The 23,709-nt window shown below is 63.9% G+C and carries 19 protein-coding genes; 11 read left to right on the forward strand and 8 right to left on the reverse strand.

Annotated features, from left to right (window positions below; genetic code table 11):
* The first annotated feature begins 27 nt into the window (after nt 1–27).
* Nucleotides 28–3,057, forward strand: a complete 3,030-nt coding sequence (locus QFZ54_RS06425) for a TonB-dependent receptor plug domain-containing protein (RefSeq protein WP_307085543.1) — start codon at nt 28–30, stop codon at nt 3,055–3,057.
* A gap of 122 nt (nt 3,058–3,179) precedes the next feature.
* Nucleotides 3,180–3,584 carry a hypothetical protein gene (locus tag QFZ54_RS06430; protein WP_307085545.1) on the forward strand — a complete coding sequence of 135 codons (405 nt, stop codon included), beginning with the start codon at nt 3,180–3,182 and terminating at the stop codon, nt 3,582–3,584.
* 77 nt (nt 3,585–3,661) lie between these two features.
* Here the strand turns inward: QFZ54_RS06430 and ahcY are convergent, their stop codons facing one another.
* Complete coding sequence (gene ahcY / locus QFZ54_RS06435; RefSeq protein ID WP_307089305.1) at nt 3,662–5,056, reverse strand: adenosylhomocysteinase; 1,395 nt, start codon at nt 5,054–5,056, stop codon at nt 3,662–3,664.
* Between the two features lie 328 nt (nt 5,057–5,384).
* Nucleotides 5,385–5,945: a YqgE/AlgH family protein gene (locus QFZ54_RS06440; RefSeq protein ID WP_307085547.1), complete on the reverse strand. Its 561-nt coding sequence runs from the start codon at nt 5,943–5,945 to the stop codon at nt 5,385–5,387.
* A gap of 109 nt (nt 5,946–6,054) precedes the next feature.
* Between QFZ54_RS06440 and QFZ54_RS06445 the strand changes: the two genes are divergently transcribed.
* The 3 genes from QFZ54_RS06445 (at nt 6,055) to QFZ54_RS06455 (ending at nt 8,714) form a co-directional block, all read left to right on the forward strand.
* Nucleotides 6,055–6,534 (forward strand): peroxiredoxin, encoded by a 480-nt coding sequence (locus QFZ54_RS06445; protein WP_307085549.1) that lies wholly within the window; start codon nt 6,055–6,057, stop codon nt 6,532–6,534.
* A gap of 176 nt (nt 6,535–6,710) precedes the next feature.
* Complete coding sequence (locus tag QFZ54_RS06450; RefSeq protein ID WP_307085550.1) at nt 6,711–8,147, forward strand: AMP nucleosidase; 1,437 nt, start codon at nt 6,711–6,713, stop codon at nt 8,145–8,147.
* Between the two features lie 75 nt (nt 8,148–8,222).
* Entirely contained in the window at nt 8,223–8,714 is a 492-nt protein-coding gene (locus tag QFZ54_RS06455; RefSeq protein ID WP_307085552.1) for a hypothetical protein, read from the forward strand.
* A gap of 301 nt (nt 8,715–9,015) precedes the next feature.
* Here QFZ54_RS06455 and QFZ54_RS06460 read toward each other — a convergent pair whose 3' ends face one another.
* From QFZ54_RS06460 to QFZ54_RS06475, 4 genes are all read right to left on the reverse strand, one after another.
* Nucleotides 9,016–10,851, reverse strand: coding sequence for a M2 family metallopeptidase (locus QFZ54_RS06460; RefSeq protein ID WP_307085554.1), 1,836 nt, complete (start codon nt 10,849–10,851; stop codon nt 9,016–9,018).
* Nucleotides 10,852–11,041: 190 nt separating this feature from the next.
* Entirely contained in the window at nt 11,042–11,803 is a 762-nt protein-coding gene (locus tag QFZ54_RS06465) for an alpha/beta fold hydrolase (RefSeq protein WP_307085557.1), read from the reverse strand.
* A 175-nt stretch (nt 11,804–11,978) separates the two neighbouring features.
* Nucleotides 11,979–13,004, reverse strand: a complete 1,026-nt coding sequence (locus tag QFZ54_RS06470; protein ID WP_307085559.1) for an aspartate-semialdehyde dehydrogenase — start codon at nt 13,002–13,004, stop codon at nt 11,979–11,981.
* 548 nt (nt 13,005–13,552) lie between these two features.
* Nucleotides 13,553–14,227, reverse strand: coding sequence for a hypothetical protein (locus tag QFZ54_RS06475; RefSeq protein ID WP_307085561.1), 675 nt, complete (start codon nt 14,225–14,227; stop codon nt 13,553–13,555).
* A gap of 280 nt (nt 14,228–14,507) precedes the next feature.
* Between QFZ54_RS06475 and QFZ54_RS06480 the strand changes: the two genes are divergently transcribed.
* Nucleotides 14,508–15,374, forward strand: coding sequence for a hypothetical protein (locus QFZ54_RS06480; protein WP_307085563.1), 867 nt, complete (start codon nt 14,508–14,510; stop codon nt 15,372–15,374).
* 259 nt (nt 15,375–15,633) lie between these two features.
* Here the strand turns inward: QFZ54_RS06480 and QFZ54_RS06485 are convergent, their stop codons facing one another.
* A complete protein-coding gene (locus QFZ54_RS06485; RefSeq protein WP_307085565.1) occupies nt 15,634–17,970 on the reverse strand; it encodes a S9 family peptidase in 2,337 nt (778 codons plus the stop codon).
* A gap of 219 nt (nt 17,971–18,189) precedes the next feature.
* On the opposite strand from QFZ54_RS06485, the gene QFZ54_RS06490 reads away from it, so the two are divergent.
* From QFZ54_RS06490 to QFZ54_RS06510, 5 genes are all read left to right on the forward strand, one after another.
* Nucleotides 18,190–18,864, forward strand: a complete 675-nt coding sequence (locus QFZ54_RS06490; protein ID WP_307085567.1) for a DUF6975 family protein — start codon at nt 18,190–18,192, stop codon at nt 18,862–18,864.
* A gap of 67 nt (nt 18,865–18,931) precedes the next feature.
* Nucleotides 18,932–19,786 carry an AAA family ATPase gene (locus tag QFZ54_RS06495; RefSeq protein WP_060525606.1) on the forward strand — a complete coding sequence of 285 codons (855 nt, stop codon included), beginning with the start codon at nt 18,932–18,934 and terminating at the stop codon, nt 19,784–19,786.
* A 76-nt stretch (nt 19,787–19,862) separates the two neighbouring features.
* Nucleotides 19,863–20,441 (forward strand): CHAP domain-containing protein, encoded by a 579-nt coding sequence (locus tag QFZ54_RS06500; protein WP_307085574.1) that lies wholly within the window; start codon nt 19,863–19,865, stop codon nt 20,439–20,441.
* A gap of 172 nt (nt 20,442–20,613) precedes the next feature.
* Nucleotides 20,614–21,786: a vWA domain-containing protein gene (locus QFZ54_RS06505; RefSeq protein WP_307085576.1), complete on the forward strand. Its 1,173-nt coding sequence runs from the start codon at nt 20,614–20,616 to the stop codon at nt 21,784–21,786.
* A 90-nt stretch (nt 21,787–21,876) separates the two neighbouring features.
* Nucleotides 21,877–22,200 (forward strand): hypothetical protein, encoded by a 324-nt coding sequence (locus QFZ54_RS06510; RefSeq protein WP_307085578.1) that lies wholly within the window; start codon nt 21,877–21,879, stop codon nt 22,198–22,200.
* A 348-nt stretch (nt 22,201–22,548) separates the two neighbouring features.
* On the opposite strand, the gene QFZ54_RS06515 is transcribed toward QFZ54_RS06510, so the two are convergent.
* Nucleotides 22,549–23,691, reverse strand: coding sequence for an anhydro-N-acetylmuramic acid kinase (locus tag QFZ54_RS06515; RefSeq protein ID WP_307085580.1), 1,143 nt, complete (start codon nt 23,689–23,691; stop codon nt 22,549–22,551).
* Nucleotides 23,692–23,709: the final 18 nt, after the last annotated feature.

Raw genomic sequence — 23,709 nt, forward strand, 5'->3', positions numbered from 1 at the left:
TCGCATCCCAAGCCAGGACTCCCCAGAATGCAGACATATCGCCGCCGTTTGCTCGCCACGACATTGTTTGTGGGTGCCGTTGCCCTAGCCGCACCCGCCGTTGCCCAGGTCGCACCGACCGAAGCTCCCGCCACCGACCCAATGGCGTCGCAGCCTCCCGTCGATCAAGCAACTGCACAGTCGGCAGCCGATCCCGCCGCGCAGGCGACCGGCAGCGCCTCCGCACAGGGTGACGAACCCGCGGGCGATATCGTCGTCACCGGTTCGCGCATTTCCTCGCCATCGGCCACTGCTGCTTCCCCGTTGCAGTCGATCAGCGCGGACCTGATCCGCCAGTCCGGCGCGGTCAACGTCCAGGACGTGCTGTTGCAGAACCCGACGTTCGGCGCGCCGGGCATCAGCCGTACCAACTCCAGCTTTGCGACTCAGTCGGCCGGCGTTGCCACCGTCAACCTGCGCAACCTGGGTGAGGATCGTACGCTCGTCCTCGTCAACGGCCGTCGCTTCGTCTCGGGTGTTCCCGGTAGCAGCGCAGTCGATCTCAACGTGATCCCGGCGCAGTTCCTCGAGCGCACGGACATCCTTACCGGCGGTGCATCGGCCGTGTACGGTTCGGATGCCGTCGCAGGCGTCGTGAACTTCGTCTACAAGACCAAGTTCGACGGGCTGAACATCGATGCGCAGCAGGGCATCTCGCAATATGGCGATGGTTCCGACCGCCAGATCAACCTGCTCGCCGGCAAGAACTTTGCCGATGGTCGCGGCAACATCATGCTGTTCGGCGGCTATTCGAAGCAGGGCACCGTCCTGAAGAAGGACCGCTCGACCGAGGCCGGTTCGAGCGCGATCGACCGCACCAGCGCGACGCTGACGCCGAACGATCCCGAAGTCCTGTTGTCCGGCTTTATCCCGGGCGGTCGCTTTTTCGCTGGCGAGGGTGCGACACGGCAGACCTTCAGCTACGGCACGGACAACACGCTCCGCAACTGCACCACGGTAAGCTGTGGTGGTTTCAACCGCTCCGATTCGCGTTACCTTGCCGTGCCTGTCGAGCGCTATCTGGCCGCCGGCCGCGCGAACTACGAGTTCTCGCCAGCCGCCAACGTCTTCATCGAAGGCAATTACGCGAAGACCAAGGCGCGCACCAATATCGAGGCATTCCCACTCAGCTCAGACCTCGTCAACATTGCGTCCGGCGGGCAGGTGCCGATCCAGACCGTCGTCGGCGGCGTAACCTATCGCAACCCTTATGTGCCGGACGCGATCTTCAATGCAGCGACCGATACCGATGGTGACGGCCTCCGGGACATCTATTTCGATCGTCGCCTAACCGACTTCGGGCCCCGCACGAGCAGCGCGACGCGCGACATGTTCCGCATCGCCGGCGGCTTGAACGGCAAGTTCCTCGACGATCGCTTCAACTACGAAGTCTATGGTATCTATGGCCAAACGATCGAGAACCAGACCGGTAACGGCCAGTATGACAGCACCAAGTTCAACCAGGCGCTGAATTCGTACCGCGATCCGGCAACCGGCCAGATCGTCTGTGCCGATCCCGCAGCACGCGCAGCCGGCTGTGTTCCTGCGAACATCTACGGCATCAACGCGCTTGCTCCAGCCGCCGACTACCTCGCGGTACCGACGTCGTTGCGTTCGAAGATCACGCAGACGGTCGCCGGTGCGAACGTGTCGGGCAAGCTTTTCTCGCTGTTCGGCGCGGACCCGGTCGGCTTCAGCGTCGGTACCGAATATCGCCGTGAGAGCAGCAGCAACACCTTCGATCTGCTCACCCAGCAGGGCCTGAACGGCAACAACGCGCTGCCGTCGACGAGCGGCAGTTTCGACCTTATCGAAGGCTTTGCCGAGACGATCGTGCCGCTGCTCCAGGATCGTCCGTTCTTCCATTCGCTGTCGGTTCGCGGCGCGGTCCGCGTGTCGAACTATTCGACCGTCGGCACCACGGTCAGCTATAACTATGGCGGCGAATGGGCGCCGATCCAGGACGTCCGCTTCCGTGTGATGCAGGCACGCTCCGTGCGCGCGCCGAACGTGAACGAGCTGTTCCAGCCTGCCCAGCAGGATTTCCCGACCGGTCTTCAGGATCCCTGCGCAGGCGTGACGGCAGCGACGGCGGGAACTCTCGGCACGCAGTGCCGCGGTGCAACTGGAGTCGCAGCCAATATCGCAAGCAACGGTGCGTTCGCGGTCAATCAGGCTGATCTTCAGGGTATCACCAGCTTCGGTGGCGGCAACCCGGCGCTGCAGGAAGAGAAGGGCAATTCGTTCACCGCTGGCGTGGTCATCAACCCACGATCGGTTGCCGGACTGCGTAACCTCGTCCTCAGCGTCGATTACTTCAACATCAAGATCGACGATGCGATTGTCACGACTCCGCTCCAGTTCATCCTGAACCAGTGCTACAACTCGGCGATCCAGCAATATTGCGATCTGGTAGTCCGTCGTCCGGCCGCATCGGGTCCGAACAGCGCCGGTTCGCTGGACGAGGTAAACACTTCGCCCAGCAACAGCGGCGGCGCAAAGACATCGGGTATCGACGTCGCGGTCGACTGGCGCTCGAACCTGTCGTCGCTCGGCTTGGGCGGCGATCTCACGCTGCATGGTGCCTACACGCACCTCATCAGCGGCTACAACGTACCGTTGCCGGGTTCCGCTCGCGACTATTTCGCAGGTGAAGTCGGCACGGATATCGCGGCGCCGCGCGACAAGTTCAGCATCACATCCGGCTATGATATTGCTGGCATTGGCCTGACGCTGACGGGTACGTGGTTAAGCCAGGCGAGCCTTGACGACCAGTTGACGGGCGTTCGCCCAGGCAGCGATCCGCAATACCGCGTACGTCCACAGTTCTACCTCGACTCCCAGATTCGTTTCCGGACCACCGACGGTTTCGAATTCTACGTCGGCGGCTCGAACCTGCTGAACAACAAGCCGCCGTTCATTGCCGATATCGGCGCAAGCGCAGGACAGGATACGAACACCTCGATCTATGATCCGCTTGGCCGCCGCTATTACGCAGGCGTTCGCATGTCGTTCTAAGCGACCTTCCCGATCAAACAGGAGGGGGGCCGGAAACGGCTCCCCTTTTTTATTGCGCAGAAGGTAAGTAAGTCTGTCGCATCTAATCGAGACTGACGATCTTTGCCACGGGAGTATTACAGATGAACTGGGTACCGGGAATTGGGACGATGGCGCTGGCAGCTTCGGGCCTGGCAACCGCTCAACCGGCCGCGGGCACGACCGACGTTTTGCGAGTGAAAGACGTAGGCCGACTGGTCTTCGTCAAGCCTGAGTCGGAGATCCGGATCGCGTTGCCGTATTCTATCGGCTCAAACTATCGGTGGCAGATATTGTCGGCGAAGCGGGTGACGCTCGCGGCCCCCATCACGACGATCGACGATCCCGATCGTTCGGTCGGAGCGCCCGGCTTACCGCAGGTCGCCTTGATCAGACTGCGCGCGCCATCGAGCGGAACCGCTAGCGTCTTGCTGGGTGAGGTGCGCGATGGCAATGGCGGTGGCAATGCGTCGAATTCGTACCGCTTCCGCTTTCGCGTAGTCCCGTAACTACGGCTCCATAACGAAAAAGCCGCGCCGGCCTGGTGGCGGACGCGGCTTTCAAAAACTCTACATAATCCTCAAGATCAGTAGCGGTAGTGATCCGGCTTGAACGGGCCTTCGACCGGCACGCCGATGTAACCGGCCTGCTTGTCGGACAGCTTCGAGAGCTTCACGCCGAGCTTCTCGAGGTGGAGCATCGCGACCTTCTCGTCGAGATGCTTCGGCAGGACGTACACTTCGTTCTTGTAGTTCTCGCCCTTGGTCCAGAGCTCGATCTGCGCGAGCGTCTGGTTGGTGAAGCTGGCCGACATTACGAACGACGGGTGGCCGGTGGCGCAACCGAGGTTCACCAGGCGACCCTTCGCGAGGATGATGATCTGCTTGCCGTCCGGGAACTTTACCAGGTCGGTGCCGGGCTTCACTTCGGTCCAGTCGTAGTTCGACAGCGCGGCGATCTGGATCTCCGAGTCGAAGTGGCCGATGTTGCAGACGATCGACATCGGCTTCATCGCCTTCATGTGATCGGCGGTGATGACGTCGGCGTTGCCGGTCGCGGTGCAGAAGATGTCGGCGCGGGTCACGGCCTCTTCCATCGTCACGACCTCGAAGCCCTCCATCGCCGCCTGCAGCGCGCAGATCGGATCGACTTCGGTGACCATCACGCGCGCGCCGCCGTTGCGGAGCGACTGGGCCGAACCCTTGCCGACGTCACCGAAGCCGGCGACGCAGGCGACCTTGCCGGCGAGCATGACGTCGGTCGCGCGACGGATCGCGTCGACCAGCGATTCCTTGCAGCCGTAGAGGTTGTCGAACTTCGACTTGGTGACCGAGTCGTTGACGTTGATCGCCGGGAACGGCAGCTCGCCCTTCTTGGCGATCTCGTACAGGCGGTGGACGCCGGTCGTGGTCTCTTCCGAAACGCCCTTCAGGTTCTTGACGGTCTCGGTCAGATAGCCGGGGTTCTTCGCGACGTACGCCTTCAGCGCACGCTGCATCTCGACCTCTTCCTCGTTCTCGGGCTCGGGCATCGTGTGGCCGGCTTCGAGCTTGGCGCCCCAGAGTGCGAACATCGTCGCGTCGCCACCGTCATCGAGGATGATGTTGGCGGTCTGGCCCTCGATCTCGCGGTCCCACGAGAAGATGTCGCCGACATAGTTCCAGTAATCCGCGAGGCTCTCGCCCTTGATCGCGAACACGGGGACGCCGGTCGCGGCGATCGCGGCGGCGGCATGGTCCTGCGTCGAGAAGATGTTGCAGGTCGCCCAGCGGACGTCGGCGCCGAGCGCGGTCAGCGTCTCGATCAGCACGGCGGTCTGGATCGTCATGTGCAGCGAACCAGTGATCCGCGCGCCCTTGAGCGGCTGCGACGCGCCGAATTCGGTGCGCAGCGACATCAGGCCGGGCATCTCGGTCTCGGCAATGTTGATCTCGGCGCGGCCGAAATCGGCGAGGCTGATGTCGGCGACGACGTAATCGATCGCATTGTCAGACTGCGCGGGGGCGAGGGTGGTGGCCACTATGGGTCTCCTGGAAATTCTGTGATCGGCGAGCCTCATGCCCGTGCCGGATGGGCTGCGCCTTAGCGGATCGAGGGGCTCAAATCAAATATAAAGATATCTTTATATGATGGTTCGAAGTGCGTCATGCCGAACGCGAAGCCGCCGTCTCGAACTCCCCTCCCTGGAAGGGAGGGGTCGGGGGGTGGGTCGGTTTGAGGCGCGCGCAGAGCCAGCCAACCGGCCGACCCACCCCCGGCCCCTCCCTTCCAGGGAGGGGGGAAGTAAGTTCCCTTTAGTTGGGAATGGATCAGGCCCTACCCGTCTCCGCGACGAGCAACCGCGGATCCACGCCGGCCTGCGCGAACGCCATCGTCCAGCGATCCTCCGCCGCGGTATCGAACAAAAGTTCGGCATCCCCGGCCACGTTGAACCACCCGGGCCGCGACAGCTCGCCTTCCAACTGCCCGCCGTCCCAACCGGCATAGCCGAGCGCCACCACCCACTGCGAAGGGCCCTTCCCCTCGGCGATCGCGCGGAGCACGTCGACGGTGCTCGACAGCTTCCACCGACCGGCGACGTCCACCGAATCCTGCCCGCCCCAGTCTGACGAATGCACCACGAACCCGCGCCGCGGCTCGACCGGGCCGCCGAAATGCACCGGTGCGTTGGGCGCATCGCCGGGCTGGATCCCGAACTGTTCGAGCAGATCGTGGAAGCCGAGCCCGTCGATCGTCGCGCCCAGGCCGATGCCGATCGCCCCGCTCTCGTCATGGCTGCAGATCGCGATCACCGCGCGCGCGAACCGCGGGTCGCTCATCCCCGGCATCGCGAGCAGGAATTGTCCGGAAAGAAAGGGCGTCTTGTCCATGCATTGCACCATAGCGACGCACGGGGGGCCCCGCCACGCTTGAAATACCCGCGGCCGCGTCCAAGGTACGGCTCGCCCGAGACCAGCTCGCGGCGACAGGAGATTTCAGATGACGATCAGCGTCGGCGACCGCCTTCCCACCACCAATCTCGTCAAGGCCACCGCGGATGGCCCCGATCAGGTCGACACCGACAGCTTCTTCAAGGGCCGCAAGGTCGCGCTGTTCGCCGTACCCGGTGCGTTCACGCCGACCTGCTCGGCCAAGCACCTCCCCGGCTTCGTCGAGAAGGAAGCCGAGCTGAAGGCCAAGGGCGTCGACGAGGTTGCGTGCGTCTCGGTCAACGACGCGTTCGTGATGGGCGCTTGGGGCAAGTCGGCGGGTGCGGGCGACATCACGTTGCTGGCGGACGGCAATGGCGATTTCGCGAAGGCGATCGGCCTGACGATGGACGGTTCGGGCTATGGCATGGGCATCCGCAGCCAGCGCTATTCGATGATCGTTAACGACGGCGTGGTGGAGCAGCTGAACGTCGAGGCACCGGGCGAGTTCAAAGTGAGCTCGGCCGAGCATCTGCTTAGCGAGATTTAATCCTCCCCGGAACGGGGAGGGGGACCATTCGCACAGCGAATGGTGGAGGGGGCTCACCACAAGCGTTACGCTCGTGGAGCGCCCCCTCCGTCAGCCCAAGCGGGCTGCCACCTCCCCGACACGGGGAGGATTTAGGTGGTCTTGCCACCGTAACCTCGCCCGCGTAACACTGCGCGATGACAATCGCATCCGACCTCGTCGCCGAACTCGACCGCCTCTACCGCGCCTCCGTCGAGCGCCTCCAAGCCGCGATGAGCGCGTATATCGCCGACGGCACGACGCCCGATCCCGCCAGCCGCACCGACGGGTCGTTCGCCTATCCCGAGATCCGGCTCACCTATAAGGGCGGCGTTGATCGCCCCACCCCGCTGCGCTCGTTCGGCCGCATGGTGACCCCCGGCGAATACAAGATCAGCGTCACCAAGCCCGCGATCTTCGCCGAATATCTGACCGAGCAGCTGACCCTGCTGATCGAGGATTACGACGTCACCGTCGAGGCGGTCGAAGGCCGTCAGGAAATCCCGTTCCCGTACGTGATCGAACCCGGCCACGCGCTGAGCCTCGACGAGGTTTCCGCGACCGAATTGTCGCGCCATTTCCCCGCGACCGAACTCGCGCATATCGGCGACGAGATCGCCGACGGCCTCTGGATCGCGCAGGACGAGACGCGCCCGCTCGCACTGTTCGACGGGCTGCGCACCGATTTCAGTCTCGCTCGCCTGCGCCACTACATGGGCACCCCGGCCGAGCATGCGCAGCGCTTCGTATTGTTCACCAACTATCACCGTTATGTCGATGAATTCGTTCGCTGGGCCGGTACGCAGCTTGGTGAAGGGTCGCGCTTCACCAGCCTGTCGGGCGCGGGCGGGATCACGATCTCGTCGGGCGACGACATCGACAAGATCATCTCCGACAGCGCGTGGCGGCGGCACCAGATGCCCGCCTATCATCTGATGGCGGACGACCGCACCGGCATCACGCTCGTCAACATCGGCGTCGGCCCGTCGAACGCGAAGACGATCTGCGATCACCTCGCGGTGCTGCGTCCCGAGGCGTGGCTGATGATCGGTCATTGCGGCGGGCTCCGACCCAGCCAGCGAATCGGCGACTATGTTCTGGCCCACGCCTATCTGCGCGACGACCATGTCCTCGACGACGTCCTGCCGCCCGAGATCCCAGTCCCCGCGATCGCCGAAGTCCAGGTGGCGATGGCCAAGGCCGCCGAGATCGTCTCGGGCCAGTCGGGCGAAGAACTCAAGCGTCGCCTCCGCACCGGCACGATCGTCACGACCGACGACCGCAACTGGGAACTCCGCTACTCGAAGTCGGCGCTGCGCTTTTCACTCAGCCGTGCCGTCGGCATCGACATGGAGTCCGCGACGATCGCCGCGCAGGGTTACCGGTTCCGCGTGCCCTATGGGACGTTGCTCTGCGTCTCGGACAAGCCGCTGCACGGCGAGCTGAAGCTGCCGGGACAGGCCAATCGCTTCTACGAGCGCGCGATCAGCGAGCATCTGCGGATCGGGATCGAAACGTGCGAACAGCTTCGTCTGGAGGGCGCCAAGCTCCACAGCCGCAAGCTGCGTGCGTTCGACGAGCCTCCCTTCCGATAAGGGGCCGCTAAAAACCGGAGCGGATCGCGCGGGAATGCGTTACGCTTCCGGAATCATTGCTGAGGGAAGATAACCGTGGCCGACACCGACACGCCCGATACGGAAGCAAAGAAGCCCGTCACCCGCCGCCGTGCGCCACGCAAGACGAGTGCGCCGAAGGCCGCTCCGGCCGCGTCCTCCACGAAGCCGATAGCGGCCAAGCCGGTGCCGGTCGCGGACAAGTCCGAAACTGCCGCACCGACGAAGGCCGTCGCCAAACCGGCGCCCAAGCCGCGCTCGACCAAGCGCAGCACGCCCCGCCCCGCCCCGGTCCGAAAGGCGGTCGCGCCGCTCGTGGTTGCCAAGGCGCCGGAGAAGACGCGCGGCAAATGGGGTGCGGCGGCGATCTTCAGCGGTGTCGCGGTTGCCGGAGCGGCGGTCGGCGCGTTGCTAACCTTGCGGGGAAGCACGCCCAAGGTTCCGGCGTCGCCGAAGCCCGAGGGCAAGCATGCGCATCAGGCGGACGGGGCGGATTCGTCGAAGTCGTTCGAGGCCGGGATCGCCGATCCGGGGACGGTTCCGGAGTAAGCTGCTCGCGCCGAACAGCTCACCACTCCGGATAGTACGCCACCCCGGCGAAGGCCGGGGCCCAGTTGGGGGACGCTGTTAACAAAGCGGTCTGCTTCGTTACTCAAGACGTCCCAACTGGGCCCCGGCCTACGCCGGGGTGGTGCAATTTCAAGAAATCCCCGCACTGTTCCCGTTCCCCCGCGGATGCGGGGGCCCAGCTAAATCGCGGGAGCGTTCGTAACCCTGGGCCCCCGCCTCCGCGGGGGAACTAGAAGTTAGCGGGCAAAAGTCCGCCGGCGCTTAGCCAACGTTTCCCCCCTCACCACCCAGTCGGCTTCCCCTTGTTCTGCACGTCCAGCCAAGCCTTTAACGGCGCGAAATACTCCACCAGTGCCGCGCCCGACATCTCGCGGCTGCCGGTGAACACCTGCAACGCATCCGGCCAGGGCTTCGACTGCCCCATGCTCAGCGTCGCGTTCAGCTTCGTCCCTACCGTCTTGTTGTCGTAGAACGAGCAGCGATGCAGCGGTCCCTTCCAGCCGGACTGGTCGCACGCCGCCTTGTAGAACTGGAACTGCAACACCCGCGCCAGGAAGTAGCGCGTGTACGGCACTGCCGCGGGGATGTGGTATTTCGCACCCGCATCGAACTTGGTCTCGTCGCGCGCGACCGGTGGCTTGATCCCCTGATACTGGAGCCGCAACCGGTCCCACGCCGCCTGATAGCCGGTCGCCGGGATCTCGCCCGAGAACACGCCCCAGCGCCATTTGTCGATCAGCAGCCCGAACGGCAGGAACGCGACCTTGTCCATCGCCTGGCGCAACAGCAGCCCGATGTCCTTGTCCGCGCTCGGCACCCTAGCTTGGTCGAGCAGCCCGATCTTCACCAGATAATCCGGCGTGATCGACAGCGCAACGGTATCGCCGATCGCCTCGTGGAAACCGTCGTTCGCGCCGTTCGCGTACAGGAACGGCTGCGCCTTGTACGCGCGCTGATAGTAATTGTGGCCGAGCTCGTGGTGGATCGTGACGAAGTCGTCGGCGTTCACCTTCGTGCACATCTTGACGCGGATATCGTCCTTGGCGTCGAGATCCCACGCCGACGCATGACATATCACGTCGCGGTCGGCAGGCTTGGTGATCTGCGACCGCTTCCAGAACGTCTCCGGCAACGGCGCAAAGCCGAGCGACGAATAGAAGCCTTCACCCTGCTTCACCATCTTCAGCGGATCATAGCCCTTAGCCTTGAGCAACTCACCGGTGTCGAAACCGAGATCGCCCGCGCCCTTGGGTGCGACGATGTCGTAGATGTTGCCCCATTCCTGCGCCCACATATTGCCGAGCAGGTCGCTGCGGATCGGCCCGGTCTTGGCCTGCACCGCGTCGCCGTATTTCTCGTTGAGCTTCCACCGCGTATAGGTGTGCAGCGCCATGTAGAGCGGCTCGACCTGTTTCCAGATCTTGTCGGTGAGCGCGGCGAACTGCTCCGGCGTCATGTCGTAGCCCGAACGCCACAGCGCACCGACGTCCTTGTAGCCGAGCTCGCGCGCACCCTCGTTCGAGATCGACGTCATCTTCGCATAATCGCCGCGCATCGGCGCGCCGACCTTGTCGTTCCAGCTCGTCCACATCTCCTGCAGCTTCGCCGGATCGCGACTGTCACCCATCGCCGCCTCGATATCCGAGCCGTTGATCGGCTTGCCGTCGAGCGTCCCCATGCCCTTGCCGTAGGAGGACGACATCTTCGTGGTCAGCGTCGACAGTTCCTCGGACGCACCAGCCCGCGTCGGCGCCGGCAGGGTCAGCCCGCCGCGGAGCAGGTCGAGCTTGCGCTTGGTATCGAACGACAGCCCCGGCAGCGACGCGAACCGTGCCGCGCCGAGCGCATACTTCACCCCGAGATCGGTCATTTCCGCGCCCGACTTCGCCGCCAGCGCATCGGTATCGTCGGTGATGTAAGTCGCGTTGACCCACGCCACGCGGTTCGCGTCGAGCGACGCAGCGGCCATCACCTTCTCGGCTTCGGCGACGAACGCATCCGCCTGCGCGACGGTCGGCTTGCCGGTCGTAGTTGCCGCAACTTGCGCGACGGCAACGGACGGCACGGCGCACAGCGCGCCGGCCAGAGCAAACATCGAAACGCTGAACCGAACCATCATTATCCCCTTTGTATGGGGCAGTGATTGCGGATGGAGCATGGCGAGGTCAAGCCACCATGCCGAGGGTAATGGCCGCCTTCCTCCGTCATCCTGACGAAAGTCAGGATCCAGAGCCGCATAAGACGACGCGCGTTACCCTGGGTCCTGACTTTCGTCAGGATGACGGCTTGAGGCGGGCAGTTTGGCTTTATCGTGCGAGGAAGTCCGCGATCGCCTGGCCGAGTTCGGGCTTCACCACCGCGCTCATATGCCCGCCCGGCGTCTCCACATACGTCCCATGCGGCAGGATCGCAGCCAGATCGGGGGCCGAGCCATTATCCTGGTCCTCCCCACCGCACACCACCAAAGTCGGCTGCTGGATCGCCTTCACCGACTCCAGCGGCGTATCGACGAACGTCTCCAGGATCCCGAGCAGCGCGACCGGATCGCCGCCGGTGGTCTTCAGGAATGCCTCCGCGAGCCACTCGGGCGTGCCCTGCACATGCTGCCCGAGCTTGGTCAGGATGTTCCGGAAATGCCCGGCACGCCGCGACGTGTGCGTCAGCCCCTCCAGCCCCATCCCCGAGAATATCACGCGCCGCGGCGTCGCCCCCGTCGCCAGCATCCGCGACGTCGTCCGCGCCCCGAGCGAATAGCCGCCCAGGTCATAGTCCGTCAGTCCGAGATGAGCGACCAGCGCGTGACCATCCTGCGTCAGCGCATCCGCGGGATACGCCTCGAGGCCATGCGGCTTTCCGCTGTCGCCGTGCGCGCGGAGGTCGGGCATGATGACCCGGAAGCCCTTCGCGGCGATCTTCGCGGCGTGACCATAGCGGATCCAGTTGGTCTTCGCGTCCGAGAAATAGCCGTGGATCAGCACGACGGCCCGACCTTCGCCGACCTCGTGCCACGCCAGCCGCGTGGCGTCGAAGCTCTCGAAAAACTGGGTATCGCTCGGGGTGCTGGCCACGGTCTCATCCTGTCGTGCTGGGGGTGCCGCCAATTCGGTCCCCGGGTCCGGAGTGTCAACCCGCGGGCGCGTGAACCGCAACCGGGCGGGCGACGTGGCGCCCCAAGAAAAAACCGCGCCGCCATGTCGTAACGGCGGCGCGGCAATGTCGTTCAGTCCGTCCCGGCCGCGCGGATCAGGCCTTTTGCAGATGTCGCCGCCCGAGCAGTTCGGCGATCTGCACCGCGTTCAGTGCGGCCCCCTTGCGGAGGTTGTCGCTGACGCACCAAAGGTTCAGCCCGTTCTCGACGGTCGGATCCTCGCGCACGCGGCTGATATAGGTCGCGAAGTCGCCGACGCACTCGATCGGCGTGATGTAGCCGCCGTCCTCGCGCTTATCGACCAACATGATGCCGGGCGCCTCGCGGAGGATGTTCTGCGCTTCCTCGGCCGAGATCTCGTTCTCGAACTCGATGTTGATCGCTTCCGAATGGCCGACGAACACGGGCACGCGGACGCAGGTCGCGGTGACCTTGATCTTCTTGTCGAGGATCTTCTTGGTCTCGACGACCATCTTCCATTCTTCCTTGGTCGAACCGTCGTCGAGGAAGCTGTCGATGTGCGGGATCACGTTGAAGGCGATCTGCTTGGTGAACTTCTTGGGCTCGGCCGGATCGCCGACGAAGATGTTGCGGCTCTGCTCGAACAGCTCGTCCATCCCCGCCTTGCCTGCGCCGGACACCGACTGATAGGTCGATACGACCACGCGCAGGATCTTCGCCGCGTCGTGCAGCGGCTTCAGCGCGACGACCATCTGCGCGGTCGAGCAGTTCGGGTTGGCGATGATGTTGCGGACCTTGTAACCGTCGATCGCCTCGGGGTTAACCTCGGGCACGATCAGCGGCACGTCGGGGTCCATGCGGTAGAGCGACGAATTGTCGATCACGACGCAGCCGGCAGCGGCGGCGATCGGTGCGTAGACGGCGGTGCCCTCCGAGCCGATCGCGAACAGCGCCATGTCCCAGCCGTTCCAGTCGAAATGCTCGATGTTCTGGCATTTGATCTGCTTGCCGGTGTCGCCGTAATCGACCATCAATCCCTGGCTGCGCGACGACGCGACGCAGGCGATCTCGTCCGCCGGAAACTCGCGCTCCGCCAGGATATTGAGCATCTCGCGCCCGACATTGCCGGTCGCCCCTGCGACCACCACCCGATAACCCATGTCTTAACTCCGATTGGACTTGGCCGCGCAGTACCGACGTTGCGCGGGCAGGTCCAACGGCTTTCGACTTGTTGCGCGGATAGCGGGGGTTTGGGGTGCCGAGATTATGCGCCACGTTACGGCCCGCCCCCTTGTTCCCCCGCGAAGGCGGGGGCCCAGTCTGGACCCCCGCCTTCGCGGGGGAACAATCTTTTCGCACCACCACCCCAATAGTAGCTTCACCACCCCAAAAAGTTAGCACCACCCCGGCGAAGGCCGGGGCCCAATTGGAAAGGTCGCAGTAACAAAGAACTGCGCTCAGTTACCACCGTCCCCCAATTGGGCCCCGGCCTCCGCCGGGGTGGAGCTCGTCGTGGTCGAACCATGTGCTACTCGCATCGTCAGTAGCTCCTCGCGATCCTTGGTCGAGTTGATGTCTGGTTTGGGAGGAAAGAGGCCTGGCGGCCTTCGGTTGGCCGTCCGCGGTAACAAGCCGCTTGCCGCCTGCACGCAGGCGTGGGCTATCTACTCCGGGAACGTCGCCTGATAATTCGCCGCACAGTGCAAGACTATCTCGTGAACAGGAAACCAACGCCAACGAGAAATAATGCGCCCTCAAACATTCCGATAGCCACGTTACCTGTGCCACGCAGATAGCCAGTTCCAAGCACCTTCGCGAACCTACCGGTCACCACGAGCCAGTAGTTCAAAGTGCTAACCCCCATCAACCAGTGGCCAATCGTCGGCGTCAGATCGCTATTTTTATCATCAATCAGGACGGCGCTGAGACTTATCCCGAGGGCGAACACCGCGGCCGGATAACATTGCACATAGAAGGGCTGTCGCAGGGAGCTGCGGTCTAATTTGGCCCCGCGGCAACGCACAATTCGGGCGGCAAGAAAAAGAGGAAATGCCGCGAATATCACGGCCCGGAAGGCCAGCGCCGTGGCATTATCATTTACGAATCCGGCAAGCCCATGGGTGTTGGCGATAATCTTGTCGGTCTGCCCAAGTGCTGCGCTAACTGTATGCGCTAGCAGCAACGCCAGGGCTAGGAAAAGCGGCGGCCTCAGTAGGGCAGCATATTGCTCATCATCCGGAAGTGCCGCTTCTCGTTCGACCTGCTCCATCACGGCGATGGGTTGAAAGACCGCACGCCATAGCGTCAACGGGAAGAAGATTAGCCAGCTCATGACCTCGTAGAGGAGTTCGTCAAGCGAACTGAGCCACTTCATGAAATCCATGCTGCATCATGTTCGATTCCAACTTCGATCGCAACGGCTCGCTTCCTTCAAAGTCAGGCCTTAATGGTTGGTAAAGACAGAATGTAACGGACGCGGCAGGGTGTGCTGCAAACCATCGCCGGCCGTGCGCCACTTTGGCCGGACGGACGATCTTGATTTACCCAATTCCCGGTGGTGACCAGAGCCTGAAGGCTGTCGACAGCTATGGACCCCGTCAATCCTCTTTTATAAACTCGCTATAGTAATGAAGAGGTTATTCCGCTCGAACAGGAGAGCCGCGATGCGTTGTTCAGCAGGCCTGTTGAAGATTACGGCTATATTTCTCTTAGGATCCGCACTTCCGGCGGTTGCCCACGCGCAATCTACCGGTCTTGAAGACATGGTTGGCGCCCGTGCCGGTCAGGGTGAGATGGAGCTGCAGCGACGCGGCTATGTGAACATCCGCGGGGAGCAAGGTGACGATCGCAGCTATACCTATTGGTGGAACGCCGACCGGCGGCAGTGCGTCAGCATCGCCACGATGGAAGGCCGCTACAATTCCATTCAACCGACCACGTCGCCCGACTGCCGAAAACCCGCGAACCTTCGTCCTGACCCCAACTACGGTCGTCAGCCTGCGTCACGGCCGCGCCCTGACTATGAACCGGATCCTGCATATGGACGCGCGCCAACGGGTGCCGGTAGCGGACAAGCCGGCTATCCGTCGGTTGGCCCGGTCGTTGATGGAAGAAACGTGGAGCTAGGTCTCGTTTGTTTTGGAGACGGATCGAAGACCGGTTTCGCCAGCGGTACCACGTGGAATTGGAACCGTGATCGTGATCGATACGAGTCTGGCAACTACACCGAAACCAGAAAAGAGGTCTTCGACGCCTCGCTCACGGTGCAGACCTGGGCCGGTGGTGGACGTATACGACTGCCCAAATCGCTGATCCCGCCAATCAATTCTCGTGGGGATCAGGGATGGTGGGACTTGTACGACGTTTCCGTAAGCCCGGAGACGATCCAGGGTAGCTATCGCTTGAACGGTTTAAATAAGCCAAAGATTGTGATCGATCGGCGTAGCGGTCGTATCACGGTCCGAGGCATGAGCAATTATGGCTTTCGTGGCACGTGCGACGCCATCGGGCACGAACCTCGCCGCTTCTAGAATAAAGCGGCGACGGCGCACTTCCGACGCAATGATTGGCGATAGCTAGGTCCTCCACATCGATGATTTGGGGGGAGCAGAAGTTGGTAACTTTCTGCGACGACACGCTGCCGCTAGTAATTGGGACCTGAACGACTGACCGCTATCGGGAAGCACAGAAGACCGAGCGAATGGCGAGAAGTGGACGTTTTCAACCGCAGTTCGCGAACACGTCGCGAGACGGTCGGATACCGACCGTCTCGCCGAACCGCACCGGCGTTTACTTCGCCGAACCTGGCGCCGCAGCAGCCGCCTCAGCCACCGGCTTGTCCTTCACCGTCCGGTCGAGGAAGTTCAGGATAGTCCCCCAGACATGCTCGCTGATCCCCGGCCCCGACACGCGGTGCGTATAGCCCGGGTAGAACATCATCTCGAACGGCGTTGCAGTCGCCTGCATGCGCGCCGCCACCTTGGTCGAATTGTCGAGGAACACGTTGTCGTCCGCCATGCCGTGGATCAGCAGCAACGGATCGACGATCTTGTTCGCTTCCTCGACCGCGGCCGACGTCGCGTAGCTCGCCGGGTCCTTCGCCGGATCGCCGAGATAGCGCTCGGTATAATGAGTGTCGTACAGCTGCCAGTCGGTGACCGGCGCACCCGATACGGCGGCGGCGTACACGCCCGGCGTCTTCTCCAGCATCTTCAACGACATATAGCCACCATACGACCAGCCATAGGTCGCAATCTTGCTCGGCTCGACGAATGGCAGCGACTTTAGATAGTTCGCACCCGAAAGCTGATCCTCGACCTCGACCGTACCCATCGCGTGATAGATCTGGTCCTCGAACGCCTTGCCGCGATTATACGAGCCACGATTGTCGATCTTGAAATAGATCCAGCCGCGATCGACGAGATACTGCGGCAGCGCACCCTGCCAGCCGCGCGTGACCTGCTGGCCGGTGCCGGGGCCGCCGTAATGTTCGAAGAACACCGGGTATTTCTTACCCGGCTCCAGCGGCGGCGTGATCATCTCGTAATGGAGCGTCATGCCGTTCTTGGCCTTCAGCGTCTCGAACTTGGTTTCCTGATGGCTGGCGAGATACGGGTAGTACGGATGCCCCTCGACCACCGCATTCTCGTTGATCCACGAGATCCGCTTGCCGGTCGCGTCCGCGAGATACACCTGCGTCGGCTGCTTCGGATTCGAGCGCGAGATGATGAAGCGGCTCGCCGCCGCATCCATCGTCGCGCTGTTCCACCAGCCGGCCTCGGTCAGCTTGGTGATCGCGTTCGGCTTGGCGACGTCGACCGAGTAGAGCTGCTGCTCGAGCACGTCGTCCTTGTTGCCGAGGAAGAACAGCCGCGCCCCATTCGTATCCTTGGGGGTCTCGTCCACCCCAACGAGGTCGGTGACGACCCAGTCGCCCTTGGTCAGCTGCGTCCACTTGCCCGCCGCGAACCGGTAGAGGTGGCCGTAACCGCTTCGCTCCGAGCGCCAGATCAGGCTGCCGTCCTTCAGCACGTGATACGCGTCGGACAGGTTGAGCCAGCTCTTCACGCCCGACTTTTCGGTGAACAGGATCGTCGACTTGCCCGTCGCCGGATCGACGCGGAGCATCTCCAACAGCTTCTGGTCGCGGCTCTGGCGCTGCACCAGCAGCATCCGGCCATCCGGCGTCCAGTCGACGCGCGCGAGATAGATGTCCGGGTCGGTGCCGAGATCGACCTTCACCTGCCCCGAGCCGTCGGGCTTCATGATATACAGGTCGACCAGCACGTTCGGCGTCCCGGCGGCCGGATAGCGCTGCTCATACACCTTGGTGCCCGTAGCGCCGATCGACGCGCGCGTGGCGGTGTGGACCGGTGCCTCGTCGAACCGCTCGACCGCGACGTAACGCTCGTCGGGCGACCACCAATAGCCGGTGCGGCGATCCATTTCCTCCTGCGCGACGAACTCCGCCTCGCCGAAGTGGACCGTGCCCCCGCCGCCGGTCGTGACGGCCCGCGCGGCGCCACCGCTCAGCGGTTGGACGAAGACGTTCTGGTCGCGGACGAACGAGACGAAGCTGCCCTTGGGGCTGACCACCGGGTTCAACTCGCCGCCGGGCGTGTTGGTCAGCCGCGTGACCTTGCCGTCGAGCCCGGCGAGATACAGGTCGCCGTCGAGCGGCACGAGGATCGACTTGCCGTCGGGCGCCCAGTCATACGCGACGATGCCCTTCTGACCGCCGATCCGCGCCCGCTCGCGCTGCATCTTCTCGGCCTCGGTCAGTTCGGCGCCGCTGCCCACCGTCTTCGAATCGACCAGCATCCGCGCCTGGCCCGTCGCGGTATCGACCGCCCAGAGATCGAAGCGCTCCTTCTCGTCGGCACGGTTGCGCAGGCTCGTCAGCAGCGTGCCGTCCGGCGACAGCCGCACCGCGCGGGGCTGCGATCCCGACAGGTCCGGGTTGCCGAACACGCGCGCCATCGTCAGGTCGCCGGGCGCCGCCGCCTCGACCGGCCGGATGGGCGCAGGGGCCGGCGCGGCGGGCGCTGCCGGTGGCGTCACCTGATCAGCGGCCATCGCGGCGGTTCCGACCGAAGCAAGTGCAAGCCCGAGCAACCATGTGCGCATCCTGTAGTCTCCGTGGGATCATCCCGCCGGATACCGCCCGGCAGACCCGAAAATGTTCGGTCGCGCGTTATCGCGACGCGGCGGGTCGGCGTAAAGGGCGCATCCATCGAACGCGGCATAATGAACGCGGCGTACACTTCGTATTTACGTCCTCCGTTTATGGAGCGCACAACATCGTCGCGGATTGGGCTTTCCGTGGTGCAGAATGGCCGGAAAACAATGGTATCGAACGGGGGCATACAAAGCGGGGGGCCGGGGGAGCGGAGCGCATGGGACGCGCTCGTCGGTCTCGCCGACGCCGACGGCAGCACGGTTCACCCGCATCACGCGCGGTTGCTCGCCGGCGGTCCCGGCCAGCGCAATCTCTCCGATGCGGTCCATGCGCTGTGCGCGGTCCACGGCGAGCATCCGGGCCTGATCGCAGACGTGCTCGCGCGCGCGATCCAGCTCGAAGCGTCGGACTGGCTCGTCCGCGCAGCCAGCGGTTTCGCGGACGAACGCACCTATCTCGCTCAGCTCACCGCCGCGGTGGGTCCGCTGCCCTCGACCCCCGGCCAGGCCGAGACCGAATCGGCATTGGTCGGCGAACGTCACGCGCTGGAGACCCTGGCCCGTTCGGAGCGGCGTGGGTGCGCGACCGGGGCGGTCGCGGCGTTGCTGATCGATTGGCGTTCGATCCGCCTCGTGCTCGATGTCGCGGCGGAACGGTTCGGGGTGGCCATCCCCTCGCTCACCCTTCCGTCGGAAACCCACACCGCCGCGATCATCGCATCGCTCGGTGCGTCCCCCGGCCCGCAGCGCGCCATCCTGTTCGGCGCGCAGCAACTGTTCGCACAGCACCGCGGCCTGTGGTCGCTGCTCGAAGCACGGTCGAGCGCCCGCGGCGACCTGTAACCTGCTTGCGTCGACCGCCCGACACCCTCTATCCATACCCGGTATTCAGAACCGGACGGGACATCGCATGAAGCGCTTCGAGGGCACCCAGAGCTACGTCGCGACCGACGATCTGAAGGTCGCGGTCAACGCCGCCGTGACGCTGCGCCGCCCGCTGCTGATCAAGGGTGAACCCGGCACCGGCAAGACCGTCCTCGCCTACGAGATCGCGAAAGCCCTCGGCGCACCACTGATCGAGTGGAACATCAAGTCCACCACCAAGGCGCAGCAGGGCCTGTACGAATACGACGCGGTAGCCCGCCTGCGCGACGGGCAGCTCGGCGATGCACGCGTCCACGACATCGGCAACTATATCCGCAAGGGCAAGCTGTGGGAGGCGTTCACGCAACCCGCCCCGCCGGTCCTGCTGATCGACGAGATCGACAAGGCCGATATCGAGTTCCCCAACGACCTGTTGCAGGAACTCGATCGGATGGAGTTCCACGTCTACGAGACCAAGGAAACCGTTCGCGCGGTCGAGCGCCCGATCGTCATCATCACCTCGAACAACGAGAAAGAACTCCCCGACGCGTTCCTCCGCCGCTGTTTCTTCCACTACATCAAATTCCCCGATCGCCAGACCATGCAGGCGATCGTCGACGTCCACTTCCCCGGCATCCAGAAGATCCTCGTCAGCAAGGCGATGGACCTGTTCTACGACGTCCGCGACGTGCCTGGCCTCAAGAAGAAGCCCTCGACCAGCGAGCTGCTAGACTGGCTGAAACTCCTCCTCCACGAGGACATGCCGCTCGACATTCTCCAGAACCGCGATCCGACCAAGGCGATCCCCCCGCTCCACGGCGCGCTGCTCAAGAACGAACAGGACGTCATGCTCTTCGAACGCCTCGCCTTCATGGCAAAGCGCCAGAAGAACCAGGGTTGAGCGGACGGATAGGTATTGACGCACGTTAACCATCTGCGGCAACGATAATGCCACACCTCTCCTGCAAGGTGACGGCATGAGATTGTACGCCTTCCGTCGTTGGACGCCGGCACTGCTGGCAATCGCCGTGGCAGCGCCGGCCGCAGCCTCGAAATCGGCGTCGCTGCTCGATTACGTCGGCCAGTGCGTCCCTTTCGCGCGCGCCGCCTCGGGGATCCAGATCTACGGTAACGCCTGGACCTGGTGGGAGCAGGCTGAGGGCAAATACGAACGCACGCACGTCCCGAAGGAAGGCGCCGTCATCGTCTTCGCCAAGACCGCGAGACTGCCGTTTGGCCATGTCGCGGTCGTCAGCCGGGTCGTCGAGAAGCGCGTCGTCATGCTCACCCACGCGAACTGGTCGCGCCAGAACGGCGAACGCGGGCATGCCGAGCAGGACGTCACGCTGTTCGACGTCTCGCGCAACAACGACTGGAGCGACGTGAAGGTCTGGTACAAGGACGTCGACGGTCTGGGCGGCGGGATCTACCCGGTCTACGGCTTCATCTACGGTCGCGCGCACGCAGCCGCCGAACTTACCAGCCGCAACCCCGATTACGTCGGCGCACTCATCGACGCGTACGTACCGGTTAGTGGACAACCGATCGCGCGCTGATCTGCGGCATTGCCGTCGAGCGTCGAAACATGGCACCACCACAGCGTGGACATGGCGGGATCAACGATGCGGGCTGAAACTCTGACGATCACGCTGGTGCCGGTCGCGCGCCCGGCACCTTCGACCGCCGCGGCCTTCGACGGCCGGCGTGCAGCAGTGACGGAGTGAGGCCATGTTCCTGAACTTCCTCGACGAACTCCGCAGCGCAGGCATTCCCGCCAGCCTCAAGGAACACCTCATCCTGCTCGAAGCGCTGGACGCCGAGGTGATCGAGCGGACACCCGAGGATTTCTACTACCTCTCCCGCGCGGTGTACGTGAAGGACGAGGGGCTGCTCGACAAGTTCGACCAGGTCTTCGCCAAGGTCTTTCGCGGCCTAGCCACGGGCACGGCGTCGAGCGAGATCCCCGAGGACTGGCTGAAGGCCGTCGCCGAGAAATTCCTGACCCCCGAGGAGATGGCGGCGATCAAGTCGCTAGGCTCGTGGGACGAGATCATAGAGACGCTCAAGAAACGTCTCGAAGAGCAGAAGGAACGCCACCAGGGCGGCAACAAATGGGTCGGCACCGGTGGCACGTCGCCCTACGGCAACGGCGGCTACAACCCCGAAGGCGTCCGCATCGGCGGCGAAAGCACGCACAAGCGCGCGCTGAAAGTGTGGGACCAGCGCGAGTTCCGCAACCTCGACAACACCAAGGAACTCGGCACCCGCAACATCAAGGTGGCGCTGCGCCGCCTGCGTCGCTTCGCCCGCGACGGTGCCGCTGACGAACTCGACATCGACGGCACGATCGCCGGCACCGCGCGCCAGGGCTATCTCGACATCGTCATGCGCGCCGAGCGCCGCAATGCGGTCAAGCTGCTGCTGTTCCTCGACGTCGGCGGCTCGATGGACCCGTTCGTGAAGCTGTGCGAGGAACTGTTCTCCGCGGCGACGACCGAGTTCAAGAACCTCGAATTCTTCTACTTCCACAACTGCCCATATGAAGGCGTGTGGAAGGACAACACGCGACGCTTCGCGGAGCGCACGCCGATGTGGGACCTGCTCCACAAATACGGCCACGACTACAAGCTGATCTTCGTCGGCGACGCGTCGATGAGCCCGTACGAGATCACCCACCCCGGCGGCTCGGTCGAGCATTTCAACGAGGAGCCGGGCGCGGTCTGGATGCAGCGCCTGACCAACACCTATCCGGCAGCGGCGTGGCTGAACCCCGTGCCGGAGGCGCAATGGGGCTATTCGCAGTCGGTCCGCATCATCCGCGAGTTGATGAACGACCGGATGTACCCGCTGAGCTTGGCCGGGCTCGACGACGCGATGCGCGAACTGACGCGGAAACGGTGATTTTTGCTGCGGTAAGCGGGTGTCCGTAACGGAACCGTCACGGACGCGGTCGGTTTATCGGGCATCATCCCCCACCGAAGGACAAGCCCTATGTCGTCGATCCCCAACTCCGCCATGCCCCACGCCAAGGTCCATCACGACGACGACCACAAGCCGAAGCCCGACGCGAAGAAGACCGCAGCGACCAGCGACTGGGTCGACGACGCGACCGACGCCGCCAAGGCCGGCCTCGCAACGGCAACCGACGCGGTAAAGTCGCATCCCAAGACTGCGATTGCGGTCGGCGCGACGGTTATCGCTGGGATCGCAGCAGCGATCGCCGCACCGGCGTTGATGGCCAAGGAAGCGGACAAGAAGGCCCCGACACCGGCCGATCCGAAGCCGGGCAAGGGCAAGAAGGGCAAGGCTGCCTGAGGTTGTTTTGGGATGCCGGACTTCGGTCCGGCATTTGCCGCGCGCGGGTAGGTTCGGCGTACGCTAAGCTACGCAGCTTGCCTGGAAGGAGACCACCCCGGCGAAGGCCGGGGCCCAGTTGGAAAGGTCGCCGTAACGTAGCGCGAGCTTTGTTATCAACATCCCCCAACTGGACCCCGGCCTTCGCCGGGGAGGAATACTCGGGTAGGACTGAGACCGAGCAGGGTTCAATAACCGAGCAACGCTCGCCCGCACCTTGTTCTCCCGCGAAGGCGGGAGCCCAGTCTGGACTCCCGCCTTCGCGGGAGAACAAGCTAACTACTGGTCAGGGGCAGGCCCCCGCCCCCCTCAAACCCGATCAACAACCCCACCAACCATCGCCACCGGCACGCCCGTAGTCCCTGGAAAACTGATCGCCAGCCCCTTCAACGTCCGAACAGCCATATACGCAAACCCCTCGGCCTCCAACGCATCGCCGTTCCACCCGAGGACATCGGTGGGCTCCACCACCAACCCAGTCCGCTCAGCAATCATCGCCAGCATAGTCGGATTATGCCGACCGCCCCCCGCCACCAGCAACCGAACCGGCCGAGCCGGCAAATGCCGCAAAGCCTCAGCCACCGTCGCCGCGGTAAACGCGGTCAACGTCGCCGCCCCGTCCGCCGCCGAAAGCCCCCGCGCCGGCTGGATCGTAAAATCATTTCGGTCCAAAGACTTAGGCGGCGGCGCATCGAAGAACGGGTGATCCAGCATCGCCGTCAACACCGTCTCGTCCACGCGGCCAGACGCCGCCAACACCCCCCCGGCATCATACCGAGCGCCAGTCTCCGCCTCGACCCAGCTATCGATCAACCCGTTCGCCGGCCCGGTATCGAACGCCACCAGCCCTTCGCGATCGGAAACCTGCGCCCGCTCCGGCGACATCTCCCGCGAATCATGCATGTCCGCACCGCCCGGAATGAAGGTGATATTCCCCACCCCACCAAGGTTCAGCACCGCGACCGGCCCCTCCAGCCCAGCCGCCAACGCCGCATGATACACCGGCAGCAACGGCGCACCCTGCCCGCCGGCCGCAACGTCCGCCGACCGGAAATCCGACACTGTCGTGATCCCGGTAATCCGCGCGACGGCCGCCCCGTCGCCGATCTGCCACGTCCAGCGCCGATCCGGCCGATGCGCGATCGTCTGCCCGTGAAAGCCGATCACATCGACATCCGCCGCCGCAACCCCCGCATCCGCCAACAGCTTGTGCACCGCAAACACATGCGCGCGCGTGATCAGCTCCCCAGCAGCAACGACCGGCGGACTCGCGCGCGGCTTGTCGAACGTCAGCGCCATACGGGTGGCTTCAGACAATTCCGCCCGCGCCGCATCCGAATACGGCTCGCCACGAAACGCGATCGGCCGCACGAACGCCTCGCCGTCGGTCTCGATCAACGCGGCGTCGATCCCGTCGAGCGACGTTCCCGACATCAGTCCAATCGCCAGCATATCGGTTCCTTCTCGCGC

The organism is Sphingomonas faeni, assembly GCF_030817315.1.
GTDB lineage: Bacteria > Pseudomonadota > Alphaproteobacteria > Sphingomonadales > Sphingomonadaceae > Sphingomonas > Sphingomonas faeni_C.

Bases quoted from the DNA above. Each gene is read 5' to 3' on its own strand.
- QFZ54_RS06485 (WP_307085565.1), bottom strand. From the start codon at position 17,970: ATGCGCACATGGTTGCTCGGGCTTGCACTTGCTTCGGTCGGAACCGCC.
- QFZ54_RS06440 (WP_307085547.1), bottom strand. From the start codon at position 5,945: ATGGACAAGACGCCCTTTCTTTCCGGACAATTCCTGCTCGCGATGCCG.
- QFZ54_RS06460 (WP_307085554.1), bottom strand. From the start codon at position 10,851: ATGGTTCGGTTCAGCGTTTCGATGTTTGCTCTGGCCGGCGCGCTGTGC.
- QFZ54_RS06495 (WP_060525606.1), top strand. From the start codon at position 18,932: ATGAAGCGCTTCGAGGGCACCCAGAGCTACGTCGCGACCGACGATCTG.
- QFZ54_RS06505 (WP_307085576.1), top strand. From the start codon at position 20,614: ATGTTCCTGAACTTCCTCGACGAACTCCGCAGCGCAGGCATTCCCGCC.
- QFZ54_RS06450 (WP_307085550.1), top strand. From the start codon at position 6,711: ATGACAATCGCATCCGACCTCGTCGCCGAACTCGACCGCCTCTACCGC.
- QFZ54_RS06500 (WP_307085574.1), top strand. From the start codon at position 19,863: ATGAGATTGTACGCCTTCCGTCGTTGGACGCCGGCACTGCTGGCAATC.
- QFZ54_RS06475 (WP_307085561.1), bottom strand. From the start codon at position 14,227: ATGGATTTCATGAAGTGGCTCAGTTCGCTTGACGAACTCCTCTACGAG.
- QFZ54_RS06490 (WP_307085567.1), top strand. From the start codon at position 18,190: ATGGTATCGAACGGGGGCATACAAAGCGGGGGGCCGGGGGAGCGGAGC.
- QFZ54_RS06425 (WP_307085543.1), top strand. From the start codon at position 28: ATGCAGACATATCGCCGCCGTTTGCTCGCCACGACATTGTTTGTGGGT.
- QFZ54_RS06430 (WP_307085545.1), top strand. From the start codon at position 3,180: ATGAACTGGGTACCGGGAATTGGGACGATGGCGCTGGCAGCTTCGGGC.
- QFZ54_RS06480 (WP_307085563.1), top strand. From the start codon at position 14,508: ATGCGTTGTTCAGCAGGCCTGTTGAAGATTACGGCTATATTTCTCTTA.
- QFZ54_RS06445 (WP_307085549.1), top strand. From the start codon at position 6,055: ATGACGATCAGCGTCGGCGACCGCCTTCCCACCACCAATCTCGTCAAG.
- QFZ54_RS06470 (WP_307085559.1), bottom strand. From the start codon at position 13,004: ATGGGTTATCGGGTGGTGGTCGCAGGGGCGACCGGCAATGTCGGGCGC.
- QFZ54_RS06510 (WP_307085578.1), top strand. From the start codon at position 21,877: ATGTCGTCGATCCCCAACTCCGCCATGCCCCACGCCAAGGTCCATCAC.
- QFZ54_RS06515 (WP_307085580.1), bottom strand. From the start codon at position 23,691: ATGCTGGCGATTGGACTGATGTCGGGAACGTCGCTCGACGGGATCGAC.